This is a genomic window from Cognatundibacterium luofuense (genome assembly GCF_018139685.1).
Taxonomy (GTDB): domain Bacteria; phylum Pseudomonadota; class Gammaproteobacteria; order Burkholderiales; family Burkholderiaceae_D; genus Undibacterium; species Undibacterium luofuense.
This window is the reverse complement of record NZ_JAGSPN010000007.1, coordinates 165880-187837: the sequence shown is the minus strand read 5'-3', so window position 1 is coordinate 187837 and position 21958 is coordinate 165880. Positions and strand designations below refer to the sequence as shown.

19 protein-coding genes are annotated in these 21958 nt (G+C 52.2%); 8 read left to right on the top strand and 11 right to left on the bottom strand.

The features are described 5' to 3' along the window. The first annotated feature begins 70 nt into the window (after window positions 1-70). On the top strand, window positions 71-1177 hold the full coding sequence (locus KDM89_RS11410; RefSeq protein ID WP_212688055.1) for an HD-GYP domain-containing protein: 1107 nt from the start codon (window positions 71-73) through the stop codon (window positions 1175-1177). 65 nt (window positions 1178-1242) lie between these two features. Here KDM89_RS11410 and KDM89_RS11405 read toward each other — a convergent pair whose 3' ends face one another. Together KDM89_RS11405 and fdxA are read right to left on the bottom strand one after the other, a co-directional pair. Next, window positions 1243-2313, bottom strand: a complete 1071-nt coding sequence (locus KDM89_RS11405; protein ID WP_212688054.1) for an NAD(P)/FAD-dependent oxidoreductase — start codon at window positions 2311-2313, stop codon at window positions 1243-1245. Window positions 2314-2375: 62 nt separating this feature from the next. Further along, window positions 2376-2699: a ferredoxin FdxA gene (fdxA, locus tag KDM89_RS11400; protein WP_212688053.1), complete on the bottom strand. Its 324-nt coding sequence runs from the start codon at window positions 2697-2699 to the stop codon at window positions 2376-2378. 333 nt (window positions 2700-3032) lie between these two features. Between fdxA and KDM89_RS11395 the strand changes: the two genes are divergently transcribed. Next, window positions 3033-3998 carry a 2-hydroxyacid dehydrogenase gene (locus tag KDM89_RS11395; protein ID WP_212688052.1) on the top strand — a complete coding sequence of 322 codons (966 nt, stop codon included), beginning with the start codon at window positions 3033-3035 and terminating at the stop codon, window positions 3996-3998. 63 nt (window positions 3999-4061) lie between these two features. On the opposite strand, the gene KDM89_RS11390 is transcribed toward KDM89_RS11395, so the two are convergent. Beyond that, complete coding sequence (locus KDM89_RS11390) at window positions 4062-4316, bottom strand: acyl-CoA-binding protein (protein WP_212688051.1); 255 nt, start codon at window positions 4314-4316, stop codon at window positions 4062-4064. 101 nt (window positions 4317-4417) lie between these two features. After that, on the bottom strand, window positions 4418-5107 hold the full coding sequence (locus KDM89_RS11385; RefSeq protein ID WP_212688050.1) for a UPF0149 family protein: 690 nt from the start codon (window positions 5105-5107) through the stop codon (window positions 4418-4420). Between the two features lie 117 nt (window positions 5108-5224). Between KDM89_RS11385 and KDM89_RS11380 the strand changes: the two genes are divergently transcribed. The 3 genes from KDM89_RS11380 (at window position 5225) to KDM89_RS11370 (ending at window position 7794) form a co-directional block, all read left to right on the top strand. Beyond that, complete coding sequence (locus KDM89_RS11380; RefSeq protein WP_438947513.1) at window positions 5225-6244, top strand: serine/threonine protein kinase; 1020 nt, start codon at window positions 5225-5227, stop codon at window positions 6242-6244. A gap of 61 nt (window positions 6245-6305) precedes the next feature. Then, window positions 6306-6977, top strand: coding sequence for a ribose-5-phosphate isomerase RpiA (gene rpiA, locus KDM89_RS11375; protein WP_212688048.1), 672 nt, complete (start codon window positions 6306-6308; stop codon window positions 6975-6977). 79 nt (window positions 6978-7056) lie between these two features. Next, complete coding sequence (locus tag KDM89_RS11370) at window positions 7057-7794, top strand: carbonic anhydrase family protein (RefSeq protein ID WP_212688047.1); 738 nt, start codon at window positions 7057-7059, stop codon at window positions 7792-7794. Window positions 7795-8073: 279 nt separating this feature from the next. Here KDM89_RS11370 and KDM89_RS11365 read toward each other — a convergent pair whose 3' ends face one another. The 4 genes from KDM89_RS11365 to KDM89_RS11350 form a co-directional block, all read right to left on the bottom strand. Continuing rightward, window positions 8074-8346, bottom strand: a complete 273-nt coding sequence (locus KDM89_RS11365; RefSeq protein WP_212688046.1) for an oxidative damage protection protein — start codon at window positions 8344-8346, stop codon at window positions 8074-8076. 48 nt (window positions 8347-8394) lie between these two features. Beyond that, window positions 8395-9705, bottom strand: coding sequence for an amino-acid N-acetyltransferase (gene argA, locus KDM89_RS11360; RefSeq protein ID WP_212688045.1), 1311 nt, complete (start codon window positions 9703-9705; stop codon window positions 8395-8397). A 57-nt stretch (window positions 9706-9762) separates the two neighbouring features. After that, the gene (locus tag KDM89_RS11355; RefSeq protein WP_212688044.1) at window positions 9763-10908 is read right to left on the bottom strand and encodes a tetratricopeptide repeat protein; all 1146 of its coding nucleotides are present in this window, start codon (window positions 10906-10908) and stop codon (window positions 9763-9765) included. Between the two features lie 245 nt (window positions 10909-11153). Then, on the bottom strand, window positions 11154-11381 hold the full coding sequence (locus tag KDM89_RS11350) for a DUF2798 domain-containing protein (protein WP_212688043.1): 228 nt from the start codon (window positions 11379-11381) through the stop codon (window positions 11154-11156). A gap of 486 nt (window positions 11382-11867) precedes the next feature. Here KDM89_RS11350 and hrpA point away from each other — a divergent pair, with 486 nt between their 5' ends. Continuing rightward, window positions 11868-15710: an ATP-dependent RNA helicase HrpA gene (hrpA, locus tag KDM89_RS11345; RefSeq protein ID WP_438947514.1), complete on the top strand. Its 3843-nt coding sequence runs from the start codon at window positions 11868-11870 to the stop codon at window positions 15708-15710. A gap of 333 nt (window positions 15711-16043) precedes the next feature. Here hrpA and KDM89_RS11340 read toward each other — a convergent pair whose 3' ends face one another. Both KDM89_RS11340 and KDM89_RS11335 read right to left on the bottom strand, forming a co-directional pair. Continuing rightward, window positions 16044-16262: a hypothetical protein gene (locus KDM89_RS11340; protein WP_212688041.1), complete on the bottom strand. Its 219-nt coding sequence runs from the start codon at window positions 16260-16262 to the stop codon at window positions 16044-16046. Window positions 16263-16277: 15 nt separating this feature from the next. Beyond that, window positions 16278-17192 (bottom strand): alpha/beta hydrolase, encoded by a 915-nt coding sequence (locus KDM89_RS11335; RefSeq protein ID WP_212688040.1) that lies wholly within the window; start codon window positions 17190-17192, stop codon window positions 16278-16280. A gap of 484 nt (window positions 17193-17676) precedes the next feature. Between KDM89_RS11335 and KDM89_RS11330 the strand changes: the two genes are divergently transcribed. Both KDM89_RS11330 and KDM89_RS11325 read left to right on the top strand, forming a co-directional pair. Next, entirely contained in the window at window positions 17677-18375 is a 699-nt protein-coding gene (locus KDM89_RS11330; RefSeq protein ID WP_212688039.1) for an SLATT domain-containing protein, read from the top strand. A gap of 519 nt (window positions 18376-18894) precedes the next feature. Continuing rightward, window positions 18895-20382 (top strand): hypothetical protein, encoded by a 1488-nt coding sequence (locus tag KDM89_RS11325; protein ID WP_212688038.1) that lies wholly within the window; start codon window positions 18895-18897, stop codon window positions 20380-20382. 124 nt (window positions 20383-20506) lie between these two features. On the opposite strand, the gene KDM89_RS11320 is transcribed toward KDM89_RS11325, so the two are convergent. Then, on the bottom strand, window positions 20507-21787 hold the full coding sequence (locus KDM89_RS11320) for a dicarboxylate/amino acid:cation symporter (protein ID WP_212688037.1): 1281 nt from the start codon (window positions 21785-21787) through the stop codon (window positions 20507-20509). Between the last annotated feature and the right edge of the window lie 171 nt (window positions 21788-21958).

Sequence of the window (21958 nt, the reverse complement as noted above, 5' to 3'; positions counted from 1 at the left end):
TAGGCGGATGTTTCTTGCATGGGATGCGACCGTATAAGGGGGATTGAATATGAGTAATTCAGGCAAGCCCTTGATTTTAATCGTAGATGACGTTCCGGATAATCTTGCGGTACTTCATCATTTGCTGCGCGAAAAGTACCGTGTACGTATCGCTAAAGATGGTTTTCGTGCGTTGGAGCTGGCCGAAATGCCACCGTATCCGGATCTGATCATACTTGATGTAATGATGCCGGAACTGGACGGCTTTGAGGTTTGCCGCCGTCTTAAAAAGAACCCGAAAACATCTTCGATACCGGTCATTTTTCACAGTGCCAGTCATCGTGCAGAAGATGAGGAACTTGGTCTGCAGCTTGGCGCGGTCGATTATCTGGCAAAGCCAATGGCGCCCGTGCTGATACTGGCCAGAATTGCTGCGCAGATTTCGCTGCAGGAAGCCAGCATGCGTCTGCAGAATTCCAATGCATTGCTTGCTGAAAGCGTCAGAGAAAAAACAGCAGAACTTGCACGCATGCAGGATGCGCTGATTATGACAATGGGATTGATGGCAGAGGCACGTGATTCAGACGCAGCCCGCCATATCAAAGTCACTCAGCAAATTGCTTTGCTGCTGGCAAAGCGTATGCAGGAGAAGGGAATGCACCGTCAGTTACTGTCGGACGAGTATCTTGCAGCATTGTTTAAAACGATCCCTTTGCATGATGTCGGTAAACTTGGATTACCCGACCGGGTTTTATTCAAGCAAGGAAAACTTGAGCCGGATGAGCATGCGCTAATGCGTCAGCACCCGCAGCTTGGACTGGAAATTATCTTATCGGTCGAAGAGTTTCTGGGTAAACCTCACTTATTTTTACGAATCGCGAAAGAACTTGCTTATTCGCATCAGGAACGATGGGATGGAGGCGGCTATCCGCAGGGGTTGATTGAGGAGGAAATTCCGGTATCAGCGCGTTTGATGGCAATTGCGGATGCTTATGACGGACTGACCCGCTCAAGGGAATACGAAACTCTGCGCTCACATCGTGAGGCAATGCTGTTGCTGGCGGAGGGGGCGGGAAGCCAGTTTGATCCCGCTATGGTGGCCGTCGCACTGGAAATTTCTGACGCAATAGAAATTGCCGTCAGTTGCATTCGTTCGCAGGCAACCAGAAGCATACTCAGTGTATGTGAACCGGCATAACGGAGATTATCGGGAAACAAAAAAGCGCATCACAGGATGCGCTTTTTTATTTGGTGCTGACAAAATCAGTCAAATACTGGTGTTTCCACGCCCAGAATCTTGTGCAGTTTCGGAGAAGTGGTGGTGTACTGCATGTGGATTTTCTTTTCAGGGAAAATGTAGGGTGCAGCACCGAAAGCAGCCAGCGCAGCTTCATGGAAGCCGGACAGAATCAGCTTTTTCTTACCTGGGTAAGTATTGATATCACCAACAGCGAAAATGCCCGGAACATTGGTTTCGAACTTCTCAGTGTTCATGACTTTCAGCTGCTTACGTTCGATTTCCAGGCCCCATTCGGCGATAGGGCCGAGTTTCGGAGACAGGCCGAAGAATACCAGCAGGCTATCCAGTTCCAGACGGCGGGTAACGCCATCAGCACCGGTAACCTTGATTTCCGACATCACGCCGTCTTTGGTATCCAGACCAGTTACCTGACCGATCAGCAACTGCATTTCGTAGTTGTCGCACAGTTCTTTCATTTTGGCGACCGATGCCGGTGCAGCGCGGAAATCTTCGCGGCGGTGAATCAGAATCACAGATTCTGCCTTGCCAACCAGATTCAGGGCCCAGTCCAGTGCGGAGTCACCGCCACCGCAGATCACCAGATTTTTGCCATGGAACTGGCTAGGATCTTTTACACGGTAGAAAACTTGCTTGCCTTCAAATTCTTCAATGCCGTCCACTTTCAGTGTACGTGGCTGGAAGGAGCCAACGCCCGCAGCGATGAAAATGGTTTTAGTGATGAAGCGGGTGCCGGTGGAAGTTTCTACATTGAAACGACCATCTTCACGACGTTCAACAACAGTCACTTCCTGACCCAGATGGAAAGTTGGTTCAAACGGTTCGATCTGCTTCAGCAGGTTATCCGTCAGTTCCTGACCGGTACAGACCGGAACTGCAGGAATGTCATAAATCGGTTTGTCAGGGTACAGTTCTACGCACTGACCACCAACAACTGGCAGAGAGTCAATAACGTGAGCTTTGATTTCGAGCAGACCGAGCTCGAATACCTGGAACAGGCCGACCGGGCCGGCGCCGATAATAACGGCATCCGCGTCAATGACGCCGTCAGCCAGAGTGGTTTGTTGATTTTCCATAGCAGGAAGTGCTTTCAGATACAGTCAGACTAAAACAATGCCAGCGCCGGGCTGGCAAGGGATTAACGTTCGAGGTACTGCAGTTTTTCCTTGACGTCTTTCCAGTCATCCGCATCCGCCAGAGGTGCGACGGTTTTGGTGATGGAAGGCCAGGAACGCGCTAAATCAGCATTCAACTTAATGAATTTTTGCTGATCTGCAGGTACATCTTCTTCAGCGTAAATTGCGTTTGCCGGGCATTCTGCGACGCACACTGCGCAGTCGATACACTCATCTGGATCGATGGCCAGGAAATTCGGGCCGGCGCGGAAGCAGTCAACAGGGCAGACATCCACGCAGTCAGTGTAGCGGCAGCGGATGCAGGATTCGGTCACAACGTGGGTCATAACAGTCCAATCAAAAAAATACGTAAATTGTTAGCCCTGCGAGTAAGCAAAAGACTCTGTGGGTTGCAAAGCCTTGTATTTTAAGGCAATTCAGCACTTCTCACAAACTGAGCTTATATAGTTTGCGCATAAGCAAATGCGGGGTCTGGTTACCGGTTGTCCGGTGCTCAGAACGGTATAAATCAGATTTTGGCGGATGAACAGGGTAATTAGCAGAAATTTTGTGCATGATCAGTGCTGAAGTGTCACAATCATCATCTGAATGCAAGCGGGTTCAGCATTCTGAGCCTGCCAGTCCCTTCTGTTTTTATGACGATTTGCCGGATATCACCTATGTCAAAACCTGCCATTCTGATCGCTCGCGCGATTTTTCCTGATGTGCTGCACCGTCTGGAGCAATATTTTGAAGTCGAATCGAATCAGGGCGATGAGATCTTTTCACCGGAAGAGCTGATACGGCGTTTGCAGGGTAAAGAAGGTGCAATTGTTACCGGCTCATCACGTATCAATGCTTCTGTGCTGGCAGCGTGTCCGCAGCTGAAGATGGTAGCCAATATGGCGGTCGGTTATGACAATCTGGATGTGCCTGCCATGCAGGCTGCCGGTGTGCTGGCCAGTAACACGCCGGACGTACTGACAGAAACGACTGCCGATTTCGGCTGGGCGCTGATGATGGCGACTGCACGACGTATAACGGAGGCAGAACATTTTTTGCGCGCCGGAAAATGGAATAAATGGCATTACGACCTGATGTCCGGCGCTGATATTCACGGCAGCACGCTCGGTATTCTGGGTATGGGCAGAATAGGGCAGGCAATTGCACGTCGTGCGCAGGGTTTCGGGATGGAGGTGATGTATCACAACCGCAGTCGCCTTAGTACAGAGCAGGAAGCGCAGGCGAATCAGGCACGTTATGTGAGTAAGCAAGCTTTATTTGAAGAAGCTGATCACATCATTCTGGTGTTGCCGTATTCAGCCGCATCGCACCATGCAGTTGGTGCAGAAGAGCTTGCGATGATGAAGCCGACGGCCACGCTGACCAATATTGCGCGCGGTGGCATTGTGGATGATCAGGCGCTGATTGCTGCTTTGCGTGAGCGCAGGATTGCGGCTGCCGGACTGGATGTATTTGAAAATGAGCCAGCGTTTGCACCGGCGTTTCTGAAACTGGATAACGTGGTGCTGACACCGCATATCGCCAGTGCGTCAGTCAAAACGCGCAGAGCGATGGCGAATTGTGCTGCGGATAATCTGATTGCCGGACTACTTACAGGGCAGGCTAAAAATCCTCTGTGGTGATTTCGCAATAAAAAACGGGAGGAAAACCTCCCGTTTTTTTTGCTGCCTGCATTGCTCAGAGCATCAGCCTTTGAGCGAATTGATCAGATCAATATAGCTCTGCATTGCCGTTTCCTGCGCAGTACCTTTCAGTTCTGCCCACGCGTCAAACTTGGCGCGCGCAACAAAATCCATCATGCCAGGACGTTCACCGGTCACGTCGCCGCTCGCACCTTGTTTGTACAGTGCGTAGATTTTTAACAGCGTCATATTGTCCGGACGCTCAGGCAGCGCTTTGGAATCGGTAACTGCCTGTTCAAATTGTTGCTGTAAGCTCATGAAAATTTCCTCTGCGGATAAACAGGCATTTACATTAACACGATGTCAGCATTTCAAAACAGCCAGCGCCGTAGAGGTTTTCCTCAAGAGGCGCTGCGAGTTTACTCCGCGCCGCAGCAGACTTTGAATTTCTTGCCGCTGCCGCAGGTGCAGGGATCATTACGGCCAGTTTTCGGTGCTTCACGCTTTACGGTTTCCACGCCATTTTTACGCAGGGGCGCCCAGAACTGACGTACGGTGCGGATACCTTTTTCGATGGACAGCGCCAGCGTGTGGCATTTTTCCGGTGTATCGACGAATTCAACTTCCTCTTCCTCGATTTCTTCCGCACCCAGCAGATAAATCTGATGCAGCACCGGACCCGCCAGCGCATCTTCCCATGCTGGTTGCCATTCATCTTCGCGCAGGCGCATACCTTCGCAGAAGCCCCAGGCCCAGGTTTCACCGTCTACCAGTTCTTTGCCATTGTGTTCCTGCACGCAATACAGTGGCTCGAATTCCTGTGGCGCCACTTCAAACGTGATCTGGACTTCATTCATGAAACGCGCAATCAGATTCGTGATGCGTTTCATTTCATTGTCGGTTTTGAATTTTGGCTGTTCATTGTCCGGTAAACCCCAGACCACTGGCAGCCATTCCTGTACAGGAATCATTTCCGGGCCGATCGCGATGGCGGTCAGAAAACCGTGCAAAGCATCCATTGTCATACCGTCATCACCAACCCGGTCAGACATCAGAAACTTGTCCAGTTCGTTAAATTCCTTATCGCTCAATGGTTCATCAAGATGCATAGCAATAACTTCGTAATCGTTGAAATACCCGAAGTGTAGCCGCTCAGACGGGCGTCTGCACGATTTTTCAGGCAACAGCGCCAGAAAATCGCTGAGTCATAAACGATTCACCTTACAATGCCGCCTATGGATAAAAATCAGGATTTTTCGCACTTTTCCGGCCTGACACCGGATCTGGTGCTGGACGCCGTAGAGCAAGCCGGCTGGATGGTGGATGGCCGCTTGCTGGCTTTAAACAGTTATGAGAACCGTGTCTATCAGGTGGGTGTGGAAGATGGTTCGCCGCTGATCGCTAAGTTTTACCGGCCTGAACGCTGGACTGATGCTGCGATTATTGAAGAGCATCAGTTCTCCGCAGCACTGGCGCAGGCAGAAATTCCGGTGGTGACTGCTTTTCCGGATGCGCAGGGGAATACGCTGCGTCACTGGCAGGCATTCCGGTTCGCGGTGTTTCCGCGTCAGCGTGGCCATGCTCCGGAATTGCATGATCCTGCGACACTGGAATGGCTGGGCCGCTTTATCGGCCGTATCCATGCGCAAGGTGCAACAACCTGCTTTGAACACAGACCGGCACTGAACATCGATAGCTTCGGAACTGAGCCGCGCGCCTGGTTACTGCAGACGCCTGATCTGATACCGGATGAATTAAAAACGGTCTGGGCCGACACCAGCCAGCGTGCGCTCGATCAGGTGCAGCGCCAGTTTGATCTAGCGGGTGAAGTGCCGCAAATTCGTCTGCATGGAGACTGTCATCCGGGTAATGTGTTGTGGGTGGACGATGGCGATGAAGCTGGCCCGCATTTTGTGGATTTTGATGATGCGCGCAGCGGCCCGCCGGTACAGGATTTATGGATGCTGTTATCCGGCGAGCGTGCCGATATGCAGGCGCAACTCGGCGATTTGCTGGCAGGTTACGAAGATTTCTATGAATTCCACCCGCGTCAGTTATATCTGATTGAAGCTTTACGCACCTTGCGGCTGATCCATTATTCCGCGTGGCTGGCGCAGCGCCGTTTTGATCCGGCCTTTGTTGCTGCGTTTTCCTGGTTTGGCACGCCGCGTTACTGGCAGGAAAAAATTACAGAATTACAGGAACAGATTGCAGCAATGCAGGCACCGACCTTGTGGCCGGTGTAAAGCATTTTGCTTGCGGGTAAATCGTTAAACGTTTTTTTTATTGTAAGAAAGAAGTGAAATCATGACTCAGGATGAACTGAAACTGGAAGTGGCGAAAGCGGCGATTGCGTATGTTGTTGAAAACGAGATCGTTGGCGTTGGCACTGGTTCCACCGCGAATTTTTTCATCGATGAACTCGCGAAAATCAAACACAAAGTGAAAGCGACCGTTGCATCGTCCGAGGCAACCGCAGCACGTCTGCGTGCGCATGGTTTTGAAGTGCTGGATCTGAATGATGTGACCAGCATGCCGGTGTATATCGACGGTGCTGATGAAATCACCGCCAGCGGCGCAATGATCAAAGGCGGCGGCGCGGCACTGACCCGCGAAAAAATCGTGGCCTCGGTGGCAGAAAAATTCATTTGTATCGCTGACGGTTCCAAGCTGGTGGAAACACTGGGTAAATTTCCGCTGCCGGTGGAAGTGATCCCGATGTCGCATGCTGTGGTTGCCCGTAAGCTGAATGCCATCGGCGGTGAAGCGAAGCTGCGTATGAAAGATGAAAAACCGCTGGTAACTGACAACGGAAACTATATATTGGATGTGCACGGTATGCAGATTACCGATCCGGTGGCGATGGAAGCAGCAATCAATAACATCGTGGGTGTTGTGACCGTAGGCTTGTTTGCGGCGCAGGGCGCGAATGTTTGTCTGCTGGGAATGGCAGAAGGGGTAAAAACCTTACAATTCTGACGGAAAATCCGAATTGTGCCCGGACAACGACATTTCGTAAGATCTCCGCTCATTTTTAAAATATATCAAGGAGCAAAAAATGTCGTTGTTTCCGGTCTTAAGAAAGTCAGCGATCGCACTGGCGATGCTGGGTACGGTCGGTGCTGGTGCGGTGGTATCGCCGGTTGCGTTTGCGGATGCGGTTGTCAGTATTCCGATGACCAAAGATTCGCAGGCGAAAGTTACACCGGATGAAGCGATTCAGCGCCTGAAAGAAGGGAACGCCCGTTTCCTGTCCGGCACAATGCTCAAGCGCGATCTGATTTCCCAGACCAAAACAGCCGGTTCTCAGGGGCAGTTCCCGTTTGTCAGCATTGTTTCCTGTATTGATTCCCGCTCTGATCCTGCACTGGTGTTCGATCAGGGTATCGGCGATATGTTCACCGCGCGTGTCGCCGGTAATATCGTTAATGAAGATATTCTGGGCAGTCTGGAATATGCATCCAAGGTCGCCGGTTCCAAAGCGATTGTGGTGGTGGGTCATACCCATTGCGGCGCGGTGAAAGGTGCCTGCGACAACGTCAAAATGGGTAATCTGACTGCGCTGATTGAAAAAATCGCGCCAGCCGTTAAAGCAACGCCAAACGTGCACGGTGATGACCGTTCCTCCAAAAATCATCATTTCGTGGATGCTGCCGCTGAAACCAATGTCCGCATGACCGTGAAATCGATTCTCGACAAGAGCCCTGTACTGAAAGAAATGGTCGATAAAGGCCAGATCAAAGTGATCGGTGCAATGCATGACGTGGAAACCGGTAAAGTCGATTTCCTGAACTGATTCCGTATCAGTCAGCCCCTGAAAAAGCCCGTTTTTCTGTCAGAAGAAAACGGGCTTTTGTGCAGTTATCGTCATCTGCTGATTCCGGAGCCCCGGACTTTCTGCCGACGACCGCCGGATCGCTGTGCTGAATGCCGCATTTGAGGGTATTTGGGGCAGTTTTGCCGCCCGTGGGGACATGGGCTGGCCCGGACGCTGGCAGTTGTTACGAAGCCATAAAAAAAGCCTCCGGACCGAACTGCGGAGGCTTTGTCGTATCAGCAGCGCTGATTTATTCCGTTATTCTGTTGGCGGAACGTAACCGGCAGCAGCGTCGGCACCGTCACCGAAGAAATGCTTTTCCATTTGCGCCATCAGGTATTTGCGGGCACGGATGTCAGCCAGATTCAGGCGGTTTTCATTGACCAGCATGGTCTGGTGTTTGATCCAGCCAGCCCAGGCTTCTTTAGAAACGGACTGATAAATTTTTGCGCCCAGTTCGCCCGGAACCGGTGCGAAATCCAGACCTTCAGCTTCTTTATCCAGTTTAATGCAGTGGACCATGCGGGCCATAGTAACTCCTGTTGAATTTGCGAATGCCGCGATTATACGTAAAGCTGCTTACAGCTGCTTGATCAGTACCAGAGATTTTCGTTGCCAGTTGTACATTTTCTGACGGTCACGCGGTAAATCATCGACGGTGGCCTTCACGAATCCGCGTTTTAAGAACCAGTGTTCAGTACGCGTCGTCAGCACAAACAGAGAATGGAAACCGGCGCGGCGTGCGCGTCTTTCCATATGTTTGAGTATCCGCTCGCCATCGCCCTGACCCTGCACATCCGGATTCACGGTCAGACAGGCCATTTCCGCCATTTTGTCGTAATGGAAAGGGTAGAGTGCTGCGCAGCCGAAAATCACGCCGTCATGCTCAATCACAGAGAACTGGTTGATTTCGCGTTCGATCAGTTCGCGGCCGCGTTTGACCAGTGTGCCATCGGCTTCCAGCGGTTCGATCAGTTTAATAATCGCACCAACGTCTTCAATCGTCGCTTCACGCAGGGTTTCCAGGTTTTCCGATGTCACCATCGTACCGACACCATCATGCGTGAATAATTCCAGCAGGGTCGAGCCATCCATCGCGTAAGGCACGATATGCACACGCTGTACGCCGGCTTTACAGGCTTTGGCCGCGTGCTCCAGATAAAACGCAGAATCGGCCGGGAGGTAATTTGCGTTTAATTCTTCATCGGCTTGCTGATACGATAATTCGTGAATTTCTTCATTGTCCTGATCCACCATCATCGGTGTTTCGGTAATGAAAATCAGCTTATCGGCTTTCAGCGCTGTGGCTGCAGACACTGCAACGTCTTCCATCGTCAGGTTAAATGCTTCACCGGTCGGCGAAAAACCCAGCGGGCCGAGTAAGACCAGACTGCCTGCTTCCAGAATTTTATGGATCGTATCCGCCGCCACTTTACGGGTGACACCGGTCAAGCCGAAATCGACACCGTTCACGATGCCAATCGGGCGCGCAGTGACAAAGTTACCGGAAATAATGCGAATCGCGGAATGTGCCATCGGCGTATTCGGTAAGCCCTGGCTGAATGCCGCTTCAATGTCCAGACGCAATTCACCTGCGGCTTCTTTCGAGCATTCCATCGCCGCGATATCGGTAATCCGTACGCTGTGATGGAAGTGCGCATCGACATTACGCAGTGCCAGCTGTTCCGCTACTTGCGGGCGCGATCCGTGCACGATCACAATTTTGATGCCGAGTGCATGCAATAGCGACAAATCCTGCGCCAGAACGGGCAGTGCGCCGGCAACTACCAGCTCGCCCGGGAAGGCCACGACGAAAGTCTTGCCGCGGAAGGCGTGAATATACGGTGCGACCGAGCGCAGCCACTGAACGAATTGAACGGGATTTTCCATGCGCGAATTATAATCTGATCGCGCAGGAATCTTGCATAGTCTGTGTCTTCCGGAAACTTATTTTTGCGCCAGCAATGCCAGAGACTGGCGCTTTTTATAATACAAATCCTGCGATTTGCGGGTCAGCGCATTTTTCTCTGCCATTTGCAGATTTTCTTCGGTTTTCTGCAAGTTCCCGAGCTGAAAGTAGGTGCGCGCCAGCCAGAAGTAAGATTCTTCGTTGTACGGATCTTTGCGCAACTCTTTTTCTATCAGTTTGCGCGCATCGGCAAAGCGGCCTTCCAGATACGCTTGCTTGCCCTGATTCAGGAAATAAAAAGGTGGTTCGGGCTGCAGTTTTGCTAACTGCGTCGCAATCTCTGCGGCTTCTGTATGACGCTGACGGTTCGCCAGCAATTCCTGCAAATTGCTCAGTGCGACAACATTTTCAGGTTGTGTCACCACGATGTAACGAAATAACTGTTCAGCCTCCGCAAACATCGCTTGCTTGCGATACACCACGCCAAGGGTATTGATCGCGATAGAAAAATCGGGATCAGTGGTGATGGCTGCTTTCGCATACCAGTAAGCTTCTCCTGCTTTGCCGCGTGCCAGCAGTTCAGCGGCGCGATTATTGAAATACATTGCCACAATGCGTTTCTCAGAAATGATGTCGACTTGCTGACGCATTGCGACGCCAGGCGGCAGGAAATCGATAATCAGCGAAGCATGGTCGCCCAGATCAAGGTCGAAGGCGCTGGTACGCCGGCCCAGCAAAACGTTCACATGACCGGATGCCAGCAATATATGATCGGTGCGGGTCCAGCTGTCATCCATCCGTACATTCTGAAACCGTACATCCAGCCCGAGTTCGCGCGCCATTGCCGCCGTCATCAGCACCAGCGAAAGACAGTTACCGCTTTTCCGTTCAAATGCTTCGCTGGCGTTCAGCGTTTCCTCGGCATCGTATTCCAGCATCAGACCGCTGTTTTTCTTCAGCGCCTGATACAGTCTGACGCGCATGTCGCCGTTGCCGGCGTGTACATGCTGCTTCAGAAATTCCTTCATCGGTTCACTGACCTTCAGGACATCATCGGCGCGCAATTCGGTGTGGCTCAAGGCGAATGCATTGTCGTGAAACAGTGCTGGCTGAGCGACTTTTGGCTGTGTTGCACAACCAGTCAGTACAGAAAAAAGCAGACAGATAATCAAACGTGCGGACATGGTAACCCCCGGCCAGATAATGACACTGCAAAAGCTGAAACACTGAATGCGATGACTGATGCGCGTGCCATTGCCAGCGCACCAGTATTCAATCTGGGTTGTAGCAGAAGCCGGTTCTTCCTGCCAGTAAATTACAAAGGGCTTGTCGTTTTCCGGTAGAGCAACGTCTGACGATGGTGCAAAGCAATATCGGGATGAGTACGCGTATGCGGTGGCTTTACCAACGCTGAAATTTACGGTGTTTTTTAATCTTTACGCACCAGCATCGCCACCAGTTTTTGCGTCAGCGGCGCAACCACCATCACCGATGGAAAAGCCACCATCCACGCTGGCAGCCAGGCGCTCAGCCATAGTCCCAGCGTCTGATCATGCAGGCCAGTGGTGCGTACCGTGGTAATGCCGGATACCAGTAAAGACATCAGGCCGGACAAAATCAGACTGAACATTAGTTGCGCATATTTTTTCGGAATCATCAGAAAGGTCTTTCTGTTCAAGAAATGAGATAGAGAGCCATGCAGTGTAGAAGTTGCAGTGCACTTCAAGTCAAGTCAGCACAGAAAATTTTTGCATAACAGCATGGCAACACCGGTGCGCAATCAGCGACGCGGTGTTTTGTCGCTGCTGGCTAAATCTGGGATAATCCCGCCCCTATGACACAGAAAAAAACACCTCATTCCGGCAGCGCCGCCAAACTGGACGGACTGGCCGGATTGCGCGATTTACGCGCACAGCTGATCGAACAAAAAGAACAACAGCAAAAGCAGCAATTACCAGCGCCGCAGGCAAGTCAGGCTGAGGTACAGCCACAAGTCCGCGCTCAGACGCAAACACAGGAAAAGCGCAACAGCCAGCCGCAAGCCGGTGCGCGTAATGCTGCGCCACGCCAGCAGGCACAGAATAAGCCACAACCAAACAGCAAAGCCGCAAGCCAGAAGCCGTTTCAATCCGGCGCAAAAAACATGGCAGGGCAAGTGCATCCGTTTCTGGCAAAACGTAATCCTTTACCGGAAATCACCTTCCCGGAAGAATTGCCGGTTTCCGGTAAGCGTGAAGATATCGCGAATGCGCTGATTGCAAACCAGGTCGTGATTGTCTGCGGTGAAACAGGTTCCGGTAAAACCACGCAATTGCCGAAAATTTGTCTGGAAGTCGGACGCGGCAGCACTGGCATGATTGGTCATACCCAGCCGCGCCGTATCGCGGCATCGTCAACCGCAAAACGGATTGCGCAGGAACTGGGTTCACCGCTGGGTGAGCATGTCGGTTATAAAGTGCGTTTTACCGATACGCTGAATGATGGCGCCTGCGTCAAGCTGATGACGGACGGTATTCTGCTGGCAGAAACCCAGACCGATCCTTTGCTGCGTCAGTACGACACCATCATCATCGATGAGGCGCATGAACGCAGCCTGAATATTGATTTTCTGCTCGGCTATCTGAAGCAGATTCTGCCGAAACGTCCGGATCTGAAAATCATTATCACGTCCGCAACCATTGATGCTGACCGCTTCGCGCGTCATTTCTGCGATGCGCAGCAAAAACCGGCACCGGTGATCGAAGTATCCGGCCGTTTGTATCCGGTGGAAATCCGTTACCGTCCGGTGCAGGACACAGAAAAAGATAAAGACCGCGATCTGATGACCGCGATTACCGATGCGGTGGATGAACTGTGCCGTTTGGGTTCCGGTGATGTGCTGATCTTCCTGCCGGGCGAGCGCGAAATCCGCGACGCAGCGGAAGCTTTACGCAAACACCATCCGCCGCATGTGGAAATTCTGCCGCTGTTTGCACGTTTATCCGCGCAGGAACAGGAGCGCATTTTCAAACCATCGAATGCGCGCCGTATTGTGCTGGCGACCAACGTCGCCGAAACCTCGCTGACGGTGCCGGGCATACGCTTTGTGGTCGATACCGGTCTGGCGCGGGTCAAGCGTTACAGCTACCGCAATAAGGTCGAACAATTACAAATCGAATCGATTGCGCAATCGGCTGCGAATCAGCGTGCCGGTCGTTGCGGCCGTGTGTCGTCCGGTGTCTGTATTCGTTTGTACGATGAAAAAGAATTCCAGCAGCGCGCGCGTTTTACCGATCCGGAAATTCTGCGTTCCTCGCTGGCATCCGTCATTCTGCGCATGAAATCACTGCGTCTGACCGACGTAGAAAGCTTCCCGTTTATCGAGCCACCGCTGGGCCGAGCGATTGCGGACGGCTACCAGTTGCTGCAGGAACTGGGCGCGATGGATGAAACCAATCAGCTGACTGCGGTGGGTCGTCAGCTCGCCAAGTTGCCATTAGATCCGCGTGTTGGCCGCATGATTCTGGCAGCGCGCGATCAGCAAGCCTTGCAGGAAGTGCTGATTATTGCTGCGGCTTTGTCGGTGCAGGACCCGCGTGAACGTCCGCTGGAAGCGCAGGCGGCAGCAGATCAGGCACATAAAAAATTCGCTGATGAGAAATCGGAATTTTTATCGTATCTGAAACTGTGGAAATGGTTTGAAGACGCGGTAGAACATAAAAAAACCAATCGCCAGTTGCAGGATAACTGTCGCAGCAATTTTGTGAATCAGCTGCGCTTGCGCGAATGGCGTGAAGTGCATTCGCAATTGCTGACGATCGTCAAAGAGCAGGGCTGGCGCATGAATGAAAAGCCAGCCACTTACGAACAATTGCATCTGGCGCTGCTGACCGGTTTGCTGGGCAACATCGGTTATAAATCGGATGAAGACAGCCATTACCTCGGCGCGCGCGGCATTAAATTCCATATCTGGCCCGGTTCGCATCTGAGTAAAAAAGCCGGTCGCTGGATTATGTGTGCGGAGCTGGTGGATACTTCGCGTCTTTACGGCCGCTGCATTGCGCAGATACAGCCGGAATGGCTGGAAAAAACCGGCGCGCATTTACTGAAAAAATCTTACGGCGATCCGCGCTGGGAAAAGAAAGCCGGACAAGTCGTCGCGCATGAACGCGCTACGCTGTACGGGCTGGTGGTGTACAGCCAGCGCCGGATTAATTTCGGTCATATCAATCCGGATGAAGCGCGCGATATCTTTATTCGTGAAGCACTGGTAAATGGTGAGTTTGAAACCCGCCTGCCTTTCTTCGCGCACAATCAGCAACTGGTGCGCGAGATTGAAAATCTGGAACACAAATCACGCCGCTTAGACGTGCTGGTGGATGATGAACTGATCGTGGCGTTTTACGACAAGCTGATTCCGCCCGGCATTTGCAATGCGGTGGAATTTGAACAATGGCACCGCGAAGCCACGCGCACCACGCCGAAAATGCTGTATCTGGTCAAAGATGATCTGATGCGCCACGAAGCCGCGGGTATCACCACAGACTTTTTCCCGAAAACCATGCAGGTTTCCGGTGTGGCGGTACAACTCAGTTATCACTTTGAACCCGGCAGCCCGCGCGATGGCGTGACTATGAGCGTACCGCTGTATTTGCTGAATCAGGTATCGGCAGACCGCAGCGAATGGCTGGTGCCCGGCATGATCAAAGAGAAAGTGCAGTTATTGCTGAAATCGCTGCCGCAAAAAATCCGCCGCCACTGTGTACCGTTGCCGGAATACGCAGCCGGATTTTCTGAGCGCAATGAATTCGGTAAGGGCGTGTTTATAGATGTACTGATTGCCGATATCCGCGAAAAAACCGGTTTGCTGTGCAAGAGCACCGACTTCAAATTCGAAACCCTGCCAGCCCATCTGGCGATGAATTTTAAAGTGGTGGATGAACACGGACGCCAGCTGGATATGGGCCGTAATCTCGCCAGCCTACGTGCAGAACTGGGCGGACAGGCGCGTGAAAGCTTCCAGAAAATCGCCAGCGCAGAAAAACTGGCTCTGCTGGAAGGTGGTAACGATGCGGTAGCCGACGAAGTGCCGACGAAAGCACCGGCCAGAATGCCAGCCGCTACCGGCAAAGGCGGCGCTGCACCGGTGGTGTATCAGCAGGAAAAACTGACCGACTGGACTTTCGGCGAATTGCCGGAATTGCTGGAAGTGCAGCAGGGTAAGCAAACGCTGATCGGTTATCCGGCGCTGGTGGATCAGCAAACCCATTGTCAGATTGAAGTATTCGATGATCCGGACGAAGTCGCGCGCATTCACCGCACCGGTTTGCGCCGTTTGTTTGCATTGCAGCTCAAAGAACAGGTGAAGTTCTTAGAGAAAAATATTCCGGGCATGCAGCAAATGGGCATGCAGTTCATGGCGCTGGGTTCGCACGAAGAATTACGCGACCAGATTATTCAGACTGCGCTGGAACGCGCCTGTCTGCAAAACGGTATGCCATCGAACGAAGGCGAATTCCGTCAGCGTCGCGAAGAAGGCAAAGCACGCCTGAATTTGCTGGCAAATGAAATTGCGCGACTGGCCGGATTGATACTCAGCGAATACCATGCGCTGCCGAAAAAAATTCAGTCCGTCAAAGCGCACAGCGCCGCCGCGGCCGATATGCAAAGCCAGTTGCAGCAACTGGTGCATAAACGCTTTATCGCAGAAAACGATTATGTGCAGCTCGCACATTTCCCGCGTTATCTGAAAGCAATGGCAGTGCGTATCGACAAACTGCGCGCTGATCCGGCACGGGATCAGAAGCAAATGGCAGAATGGAACAGCGTTGCACAAGCCTGGCTGCGCCACCCGCGCCGCCACGGTGCTGATGCCGATCCGAAATTGCTGGAATTCCGCTGGATGCTGGAAGAACTGCGCGTATCCCTGTTTGCGCAGGAACTGAAAACGCCGATGCCGGTATCGGTAAAACGCTTGCAAAAAGTCTGGGAAAGCCTGCAACGCTGATTCAACTAAACGTGTGTTTTCAGATGCGATAGCAAGTAAACTGCCCAACCAACAAACGTCCGCCAGCAGCCAGTCTGCGGCGGGCGTTTCGTTTTGAGGTTCTGGTTTGCCGTTATTTTGTGAACAGCTAAGGACTTAAAAACGCCGGTAAAGTACTGACAAAGCACCGGCGATGCACTAACGAAGCACCTGCGATGCGCCGGAAAAGCCCCAATACAGCGACGAAAAAAAACCGCGAACAAGTCTCAATTGTGCAGTTATCCGCATTTGCATTTTCCGGACAGCCAGACTTTCTGCCGACGACCGCCAGATCGCTATGCAGACCTCCGCAAATCAGCCATTTTCAGGCATTTTTAACGGTCTGCAGGCCAGTTCAATGCTTGGGCACGCTGCACCTGCAAGGCCGTAGCCGCCAGTGCCGCTCACACAAAAGCGCGGCAAAGCAGGCAAAGTAAAAACAAAAGACAAAGCAAAACAAAAACAAAACAAAAACAAAACAAAAACAAAAAAAAGCCAGCGCTGCAAAGCAAGGCTGGCTGTGATGCGCTTCATCAAAGCGGCAGAAGCTTATTTTTCCGGCGGACGCGGGAAGAAGTGCGCAAACGCATTCAGCGTGGCCGGATGCAGGATCGTGCCGTGATCTTCTTTCGGCAAATACTCAAATACAAACTGCGTGTTGCGCTGCTTGTGCTTGCGGATCAGCGCCGCCAGCGCACGCGCATCGCTTACCATTTCCGGCCCTTCATTTCCCACTGCCAGATACACCTTCAGCGGCGATGAAGGCAGATTGTGCAACAACTGCGGCGCTTGCTTCAGTAAGGATTGATTGTCCCACCACAAACTCGGGCTCATCATCACATACTGATTAAACAGCGCAGGTTTCTTCAGCAAAATCTCCGTTGCCAGCAAAGCCGCCAGCGATTGCCCGACCAGCATTTTGTCCGGCCCGGTACGGAAATGCTGCTGCACATAAGGCTGCACCTCGGTTTCGATATAACGGATAAACGCATCCGAACCACCAGCGTTTTTGTAGGCTTCCGTGTACGCGTGCATCCACTTCGGCCAGATAAATTTCGGCGACGCCTTAAACGTCATATCGCGCTTGCGGTCTGTATTTGCAATCCCCACCAGAATCACCGGCGGCAAACGCTGCACCCACGAAAAACTCGCATACTGCACCGCCCCCGCCATATGCGTGAAATCCTCATGCTGCCCGCCATCCAGCAAATACACCACCGGATAACGCATTTCCGGATGCTCGTGATATCCCTCCGGCAACATAATATTCAGCTCGCGCTGTTCATTCAGTACCTGTGATTGCAGCGTGTAAGTCTGCGCAATCACATACGGCTTGCTGACCGGCAAAGCTTGCGCCGCCGCACTTGCCGCCGCAGCCGAACCACCCGCCACCTGCGCTTGCGCCGCCCCGAACACCGCCAGCGATAAAGCCACCACCACACCCACTTGCTGCCAAAGTCTCATCGTCGTCTCCTGTTCTGTACTCCGGCATTTCCGCGCCGGTGCGCTATTTTCTACGATTTTGAACAGTCTTAGTGATTTGACTAACCAATCTGATAAGTGCTGTTTTATAGTTGTTGTTTTATGCAATCTGCACGGGCGGGTGATATGGCGACGAACAAGAGCGAAAAAAACGAAGTCAGAATGACTGCCGGTGCAGCCTTTTTGTCAGCCGATTGCTGATTTACAGAAGTAAGGTTTATCTAAGAAGAGACGCTCAGTTTATCGACGCAGTGGCTAGGTAATTTTTATGACGTGAAGGTGAAACGAAAGCCGCTGAAGCATGGGTGAAACGCTGCGTCAGGCCGGGTTAGATGAATTTGAACAAAAGCATGAATCCGTGTGGCGGAAAGTACACTGATTTTGTAAGTTTCATATTGCAGTGAAGGCAAACGGATAGAATCAGCGGCATTCCATTCAATTAACAAGAACAACAGGAGTAAATCACATGGCCGAACAAGACCCACAACTGGCAGCGCCGTCTTCAGCAACTGACAGCACCGGCGATGCAGGAACTGATGCCATCGCACAACCGGCCGCGCTGGCGACCGATGCGTCTGAGCAACCGTATCAGGTAGCTGCCGATCCCGCAGTGCTTGCGCAGGCGATGCCGTTTAATCAGGAGGCAGCGCAAAGTATTGTGGATGCCAGAGATAAGCTGATGAAATCCATTGAGGCGGATATTGCGTGGTATGACGGCGCTAAGCAAAAGCGGGCTTTCTGGGCGCGTCTGATTCGGGGATCGATGATCGGGTTTGGTGGTGTTTCTGCAGTGCTGCCGGTAATTACGCCGTTCAATCTGGGAACATGGACGATTCCGGCCAGTGCCACTTCAGTCATGATGGTGGTGACGGCAACCATGTATGCCTACGAGCGTTACTACGGCAATGCAGATGCATGGATGCGCTTTGAAATGGCAAGGCAGCGTTTGCAGCGTTTGTCGGAAGAGTTTGAACTGAACTGGCTGGCTTTGCAGGTTGCCGGTGCCGGTAAGCCGGATCTGGCGAAAGAGCTGACCGAGCTGATCCGGGTTTCCAGTGCGCGCTACAACATTATTCAGACCGAAACCGAGCAGTGGATCAGCAGTTTTAAAGCGGGCATGAAAACCTCGGTGCCGAAGGCGGCAGAAGAGGGGAAGGCTGGCTGACTTAAGGACACTGAATGAGGCTGGTTCAGTGATGTGGTAACAAAAACGCGGGACGCGGGCAATTGCCCGCGTTTTGTTTTGGTCGCTGGTTTGTGGTCGAAGATCGTGCTGGTTGTGCAGTTATCCGCATTTGTGTTTTACGGAGGCCCGGACTTTCTGCCGACGACCGCCGGATCGCTGTGCTGAACACCGCATTTGACACATTTTTGCTGCCCGCAGGCAGTCTGCAGACGCGAAACGGGCAGGCCGACTTGTTAACGTGTCGGGTGGTGTCAAATTAAGTGCTTACGTGTAAGGCGTTTCCGGAAGTACCTGATTTGCTGAAACCGTGCTGTTGTTTGATCTGCTGCTGAAGGTATTGATGCCTTGCCTGATAAGCGTTGAACGGGGTGCTGATGTTATCGGCATGCTCTTTGCAATAGTGCGCTGGCGCTGTACCGGTTTGCCGGTGTGGCGTTCAGTTTTTGTCTGGCCGTTTGTTTGACGGCCATCTTTCGGCACTTATTTCTGGAGAACGGTATGAGTCAGGAACCACAGGTAGTCAGCATGATGCATGCAGCGCGCCACGTGAAGGCATCGGCAGAATCGCTGGATTATTATCAACAGCTGTTGCAGACGCTGAGCGTGCCCGGTGTATCGCCGCCCAATAACACCGCACAGGGTAAGAAAGCGCGCGAAGCGCTGATGCAGTGGAATGGCTATTATCCGCTGAGCGGATCTGGTGTGGATGCTGGTTCAGATTCAGTTGCAACGGGCGCTTTCTTTGCGATTGATGCCAATATGGTGGTGACACCGGCACTGAGTGAGCCGTATCTGGATCTCACGCTGATTTTATCGCTGGATGGAAAGCAGGCAAGCCGGTTCGCCTTCAGCGCAGAATTTGACGGAAATACGCTGATGCAATTAACCAGTAACGGCACGAAGTTCGAACTGAGTTTTGTGCGTAACGCCGATACTTACGGCCCTGTCGCAACTTGCACTGGGACGATTACCCTGCCGGGCTGCGTTGCAGTGAATGTGACTGGTCAGACCTATAACAATCCGATTCAAGCGCCGCTGTTCGCCGGAAAATTCTATGCGTCCGCGCCAACCAGTACGCCTGTCGAAGTTCTGGAAATCAGCGCGAATTATCAGTTGCGTTACGATTTCGGTACGAATAACGGCGCGTTAGCACCCGTGCCAGCTTATGTTTATAACCTGAATATGTACTATTTCCTGTTTCCCCAACAGGAAAGTTACGTGCATCTGATTATGGGTACGTCGGGCAATAAAGGCTTTGCGTGTAATGATATGTGTGACGGTGGCGCAAACCCGGTGCGCTCCTTACTGACCATTCCGGATGCCCCAACGATCACGCCGAATATTTTCGGGGCGCCGGATATCGATCTGGTGAATTTCAGTGGTTATTATCCGCTGACCTATGCAAACGGTCCGGATCACTGCACGCCAGCGGGTTTTGTATCGATTCAGGCGCAGTATTCCACCTTACTTCCGGGTTTTGAGGCCGATTGCTATATGGTGCTGATCAGCTGGTCTTTCGACGGTGTGCATTCGCAAGGCTGTTACTTTGATCATAAAAAAATGACCTACAAAGATGGCGAGCTGACAATACCGGAATTTGGTGTGAAGCTGGCACTGACCCGTAGCTACGATAAGCACACTAACGCACTGGTGAAGCTGGAAGGTGTGATCGGAAAAACGCAGGTCGCAGGGTTTACGCCATTCAATCCTGTACCGCTGGTCGCATTCGGCGGTTTGCCGCTGACGAATGCAAACGGCGACTGTCTGACGATACAAACTGCGAACAGTGTGATTTATAACGACCAGGAAAACCTGAGCGTGATTTATGTTCCGCTGATGTACATCCTCGCGTATCCGGCACTGTTCACCGATGTGGTGATGTCACTCGGAACGGATGGAACCCACGGCACAGCGTGTATCGTCACCACCAATGTGAATTCAGCTCAGCAGCAGACGACAGCTGTCTGGTCATTGCCCCCAGCCTGACCAGTGTTGTCTGGCTGAGATGTGAGACGTCAGCATCAAAACAAAACGCCCCGGTTTTCAGAGAAAACCGGGGCGTTGTCTGTTGCCGCCTCAGGAGCGAAACGGCAGGCAGGGGGTGTTGAAATCAGGCGACTTTTTTGCCGGATTTCGCGTTTTCAATATTGGCGACATTGACGTTCGGGTCGATACCGTTTTCCCATTTCGCAATCACCGCCGCGGCAATCGAGTTACCAACTGCGTTGGTTGCGGAGCGGCCCATATCCAGGAACTGGTCCACACCCATGATCAGCAGCAAGCCTGCTTCCGGAATGTTGAACTGGTTCAGTGTAGCGGCGATCACGACCAGCGAAGCGCGTGGCACACCGGCCATACCCTTGGAGGTGACCATCAGCAACAGCAGCATGGTGATTTGTGTGCTGACCGACAGTTCGATACCGTAAGCCTGTGCAATGAACAGTACCGCGAATGTGCAGTACATCATCGAGCCATCCAGATTGAAGGAGTAACCCATAGGCAGAACGAAGCTGGAGATTTTGCGTTGTACGCCGAATTTATCCAGTGCATCCAGAATTTTCGGGTAAGCAGCTTCAGAACTTGCAGTAGAGAACGCCAGCAGGAATGGTTCGCGGATCAGTGCCATCAGACGGAAGATGGATTTGCCGATGAAAACGAAGCCCGCAGCAATCAGCAGTGTCCACAGAATCGCCAGACCGAAGTAGAAACCGGCCATGAATTTAGCGAAAGTCACCAGTACGCCCAGACCCTGTGTTGTGATGACGGAAGCCATTGCAGCAAATACAGCTACTGGTGCGAGTGTCATGATGGAACCGGTGATTTTCAGCATCACGTGCGCCAGTTCATCAATCACCGCCGTCAGTTTTTTACCGGATTCGCCCAGCGCTGCCAGTGCAGAACCGAAGAACAGGGAGAACACGACAATTTGCAGGATTTCATTGTTGGCCATCGCTTCAATCGGCGATTTCGGGAACAGATGGCTGACGAAATCTTTCAGATTAAATGCGCTGGTTTTCAGGTTGGTGGCAGCGTGCACATCCGGCAGCGGCAGACCCAGATTGGTGCCGAGTTGCAGGGCATTCGACAACAGCATACCGATAGACAGCGATGCCAGCGATGCAATCACGAACCAGCCCATGGATTTAACACCGATACGGCCTACGGTTTTGGTGTCGCCGAGGTTGGCAATACCAACCGACAGCGTGGAGAACACCAGCAGCGCGATGATCATTTTGATCAGTCGCAGGAAGATGTCTGTCAGGATAGAGAAGTAGCCGGAGAGTTCCGTCGCGAATTTGGTGCCAGCCCAGGTTTCATGGCAGGCATAGCCGACGCCGATACCGGCGATCATCGCGATGAAAATCATCAGCGTATTGGATTTTTTCTTCATCAATAGTTCTCCTTAGTAAGCAGATCATCCTGCGTCTGCCTGTGTCATTGTTGTGGCTTACTTATTTCGGGATGAGCGCCGCCCTCGCGGGATGTGCGATCACAAAAAATAAAACAGGAGCCATGCCATCCTGCGTTAACCGGATGTCACGGAAAATTCAGTTCAGACTTG

Bases quoted from the DNA above. Each gene is read 5' to 3' on its own strand.
- KDM89_RS11405 (WP_212688054.1), bottom strand. From the start codon at position 2,313: ATGGAAAATCAACAAACCACTCTGGCTGACGGCGTCATTGACGCGGAT.
- KDM89_RS11380 (WP_438947513.1), top strand. From the start codon at position 5,225: ATGCCGCCTATGGATAAAAATCAGGATTTTTCGCACTTTTCCGGCCTG.
- KDM89_RS11325 (WP_212688038.1), top strand. From the start codon at position 18,895: ATGAGTCAGGAACCACAGGTAGTCAGCATGATGCATGCAGCGCGCCAC.
- KDM89_RS11330 (WP_212688039.1), top strand. From the start codon at position 17,677: ATGGCCGAACAAGACCCACAACTGGCAGCGCCGTCTTCAGCAACTGAC.
- KDM89_RS11365 (WP_212688046.1), bottom strand. From the start codon at position 8,346: ATGGCCCGCATGGTCCACTGCATTAAACTGGATAAAGAAGCTGAAGGT.
- KDM89_RS11340 (WP_212688041.1), bottom strand. From the start codon at position 16,262: ATGAAGCGCATCACAGCCAGCCTTGCTTTGCAGCGCTGGCTTTTTTTT.
- KDM89_RS11390 (WP_212688051.1), bottom strand. From the start codon at position 4,316: ATGAGCTTACAGCAACAATTTGAACAGGCAGTTACCGATTCCAAAGCG.
- KDM89_RS11320 (WP_212688037.1), bottom strand. From the start codon at position 21,787: ATGAAGAAAAAATCCAATACGCTGATGATTTTCATCGCGATGATCGCC.
- KDM89_RS11350 (WP_212688043.1), bottom strand. From the start codon at position 11,381: ATGATTCCGAAAAAATATGCGCAACTAATGTTCAGTCTGATTTTGTCC.
- KDM89_RS11355 (WP_212688044.1), bottom strand. From the start codon at position 10,908: ATGTCCGCACGTTTGATTATCTGTCTGCTTTTTTCTGTACTGACTGGT.
- KDM89_RS11370 (WP_212688047.1), top strand. From the start codon at position 7,057: ATGTCGTTGTTTCCGGTCTTAAGAAAGTCAGCGATCGCACTGGCGATG.
- argA (WP_212688045.1), bottom strand. From the start codon at position 9,705: ATGGAAAATCCCGTTCAATTCGTTCAGTGGCTGCGCTCGGTCGCACCG.
- hrpA (WP_438947514.1), top strand. From the start codon at position 11,868: ATGGCAGGGCAAGTGCATCCGTTTCTGGCAAAACGTAATCCTTTACCG.
- KDM89_RS11395 (WP_212688052.1), top strand. From the start codon at position 3,033: ATGTCAAAACCTGCCATTCTGATCGCTCGCGCGATTTTTCCTGATGTG.
- rpiA (WP_212688048.1), top strand. From the start codon at position 6,306: ATGACTCAGGATGAACTGAAACTGGAAGTGGCGAAAGCGGCGATTGCG.
- KDM89_RS11335 (WP_212688040.1), bottom strand. From the start codon at position 17,192: ATGAGACTTTGGCAGCAAGTGGGTGTGGTGGTGGCTTTATCGCTGGCG.
- fdxA (WP_212688053.1), bottom strand. From the start codon at position 2,699: ATGACCCACGTTGTGACCGAATCCTGCATCCGCTGCCGCTACACTGAC.
- KDM89_RS11385 (WP_212688050.1), bottom strand. From the start codon at position 5,107: ATGCATCTTGATGAACCATTGAGCGATAAGGAATTTAACGAACTGGAC.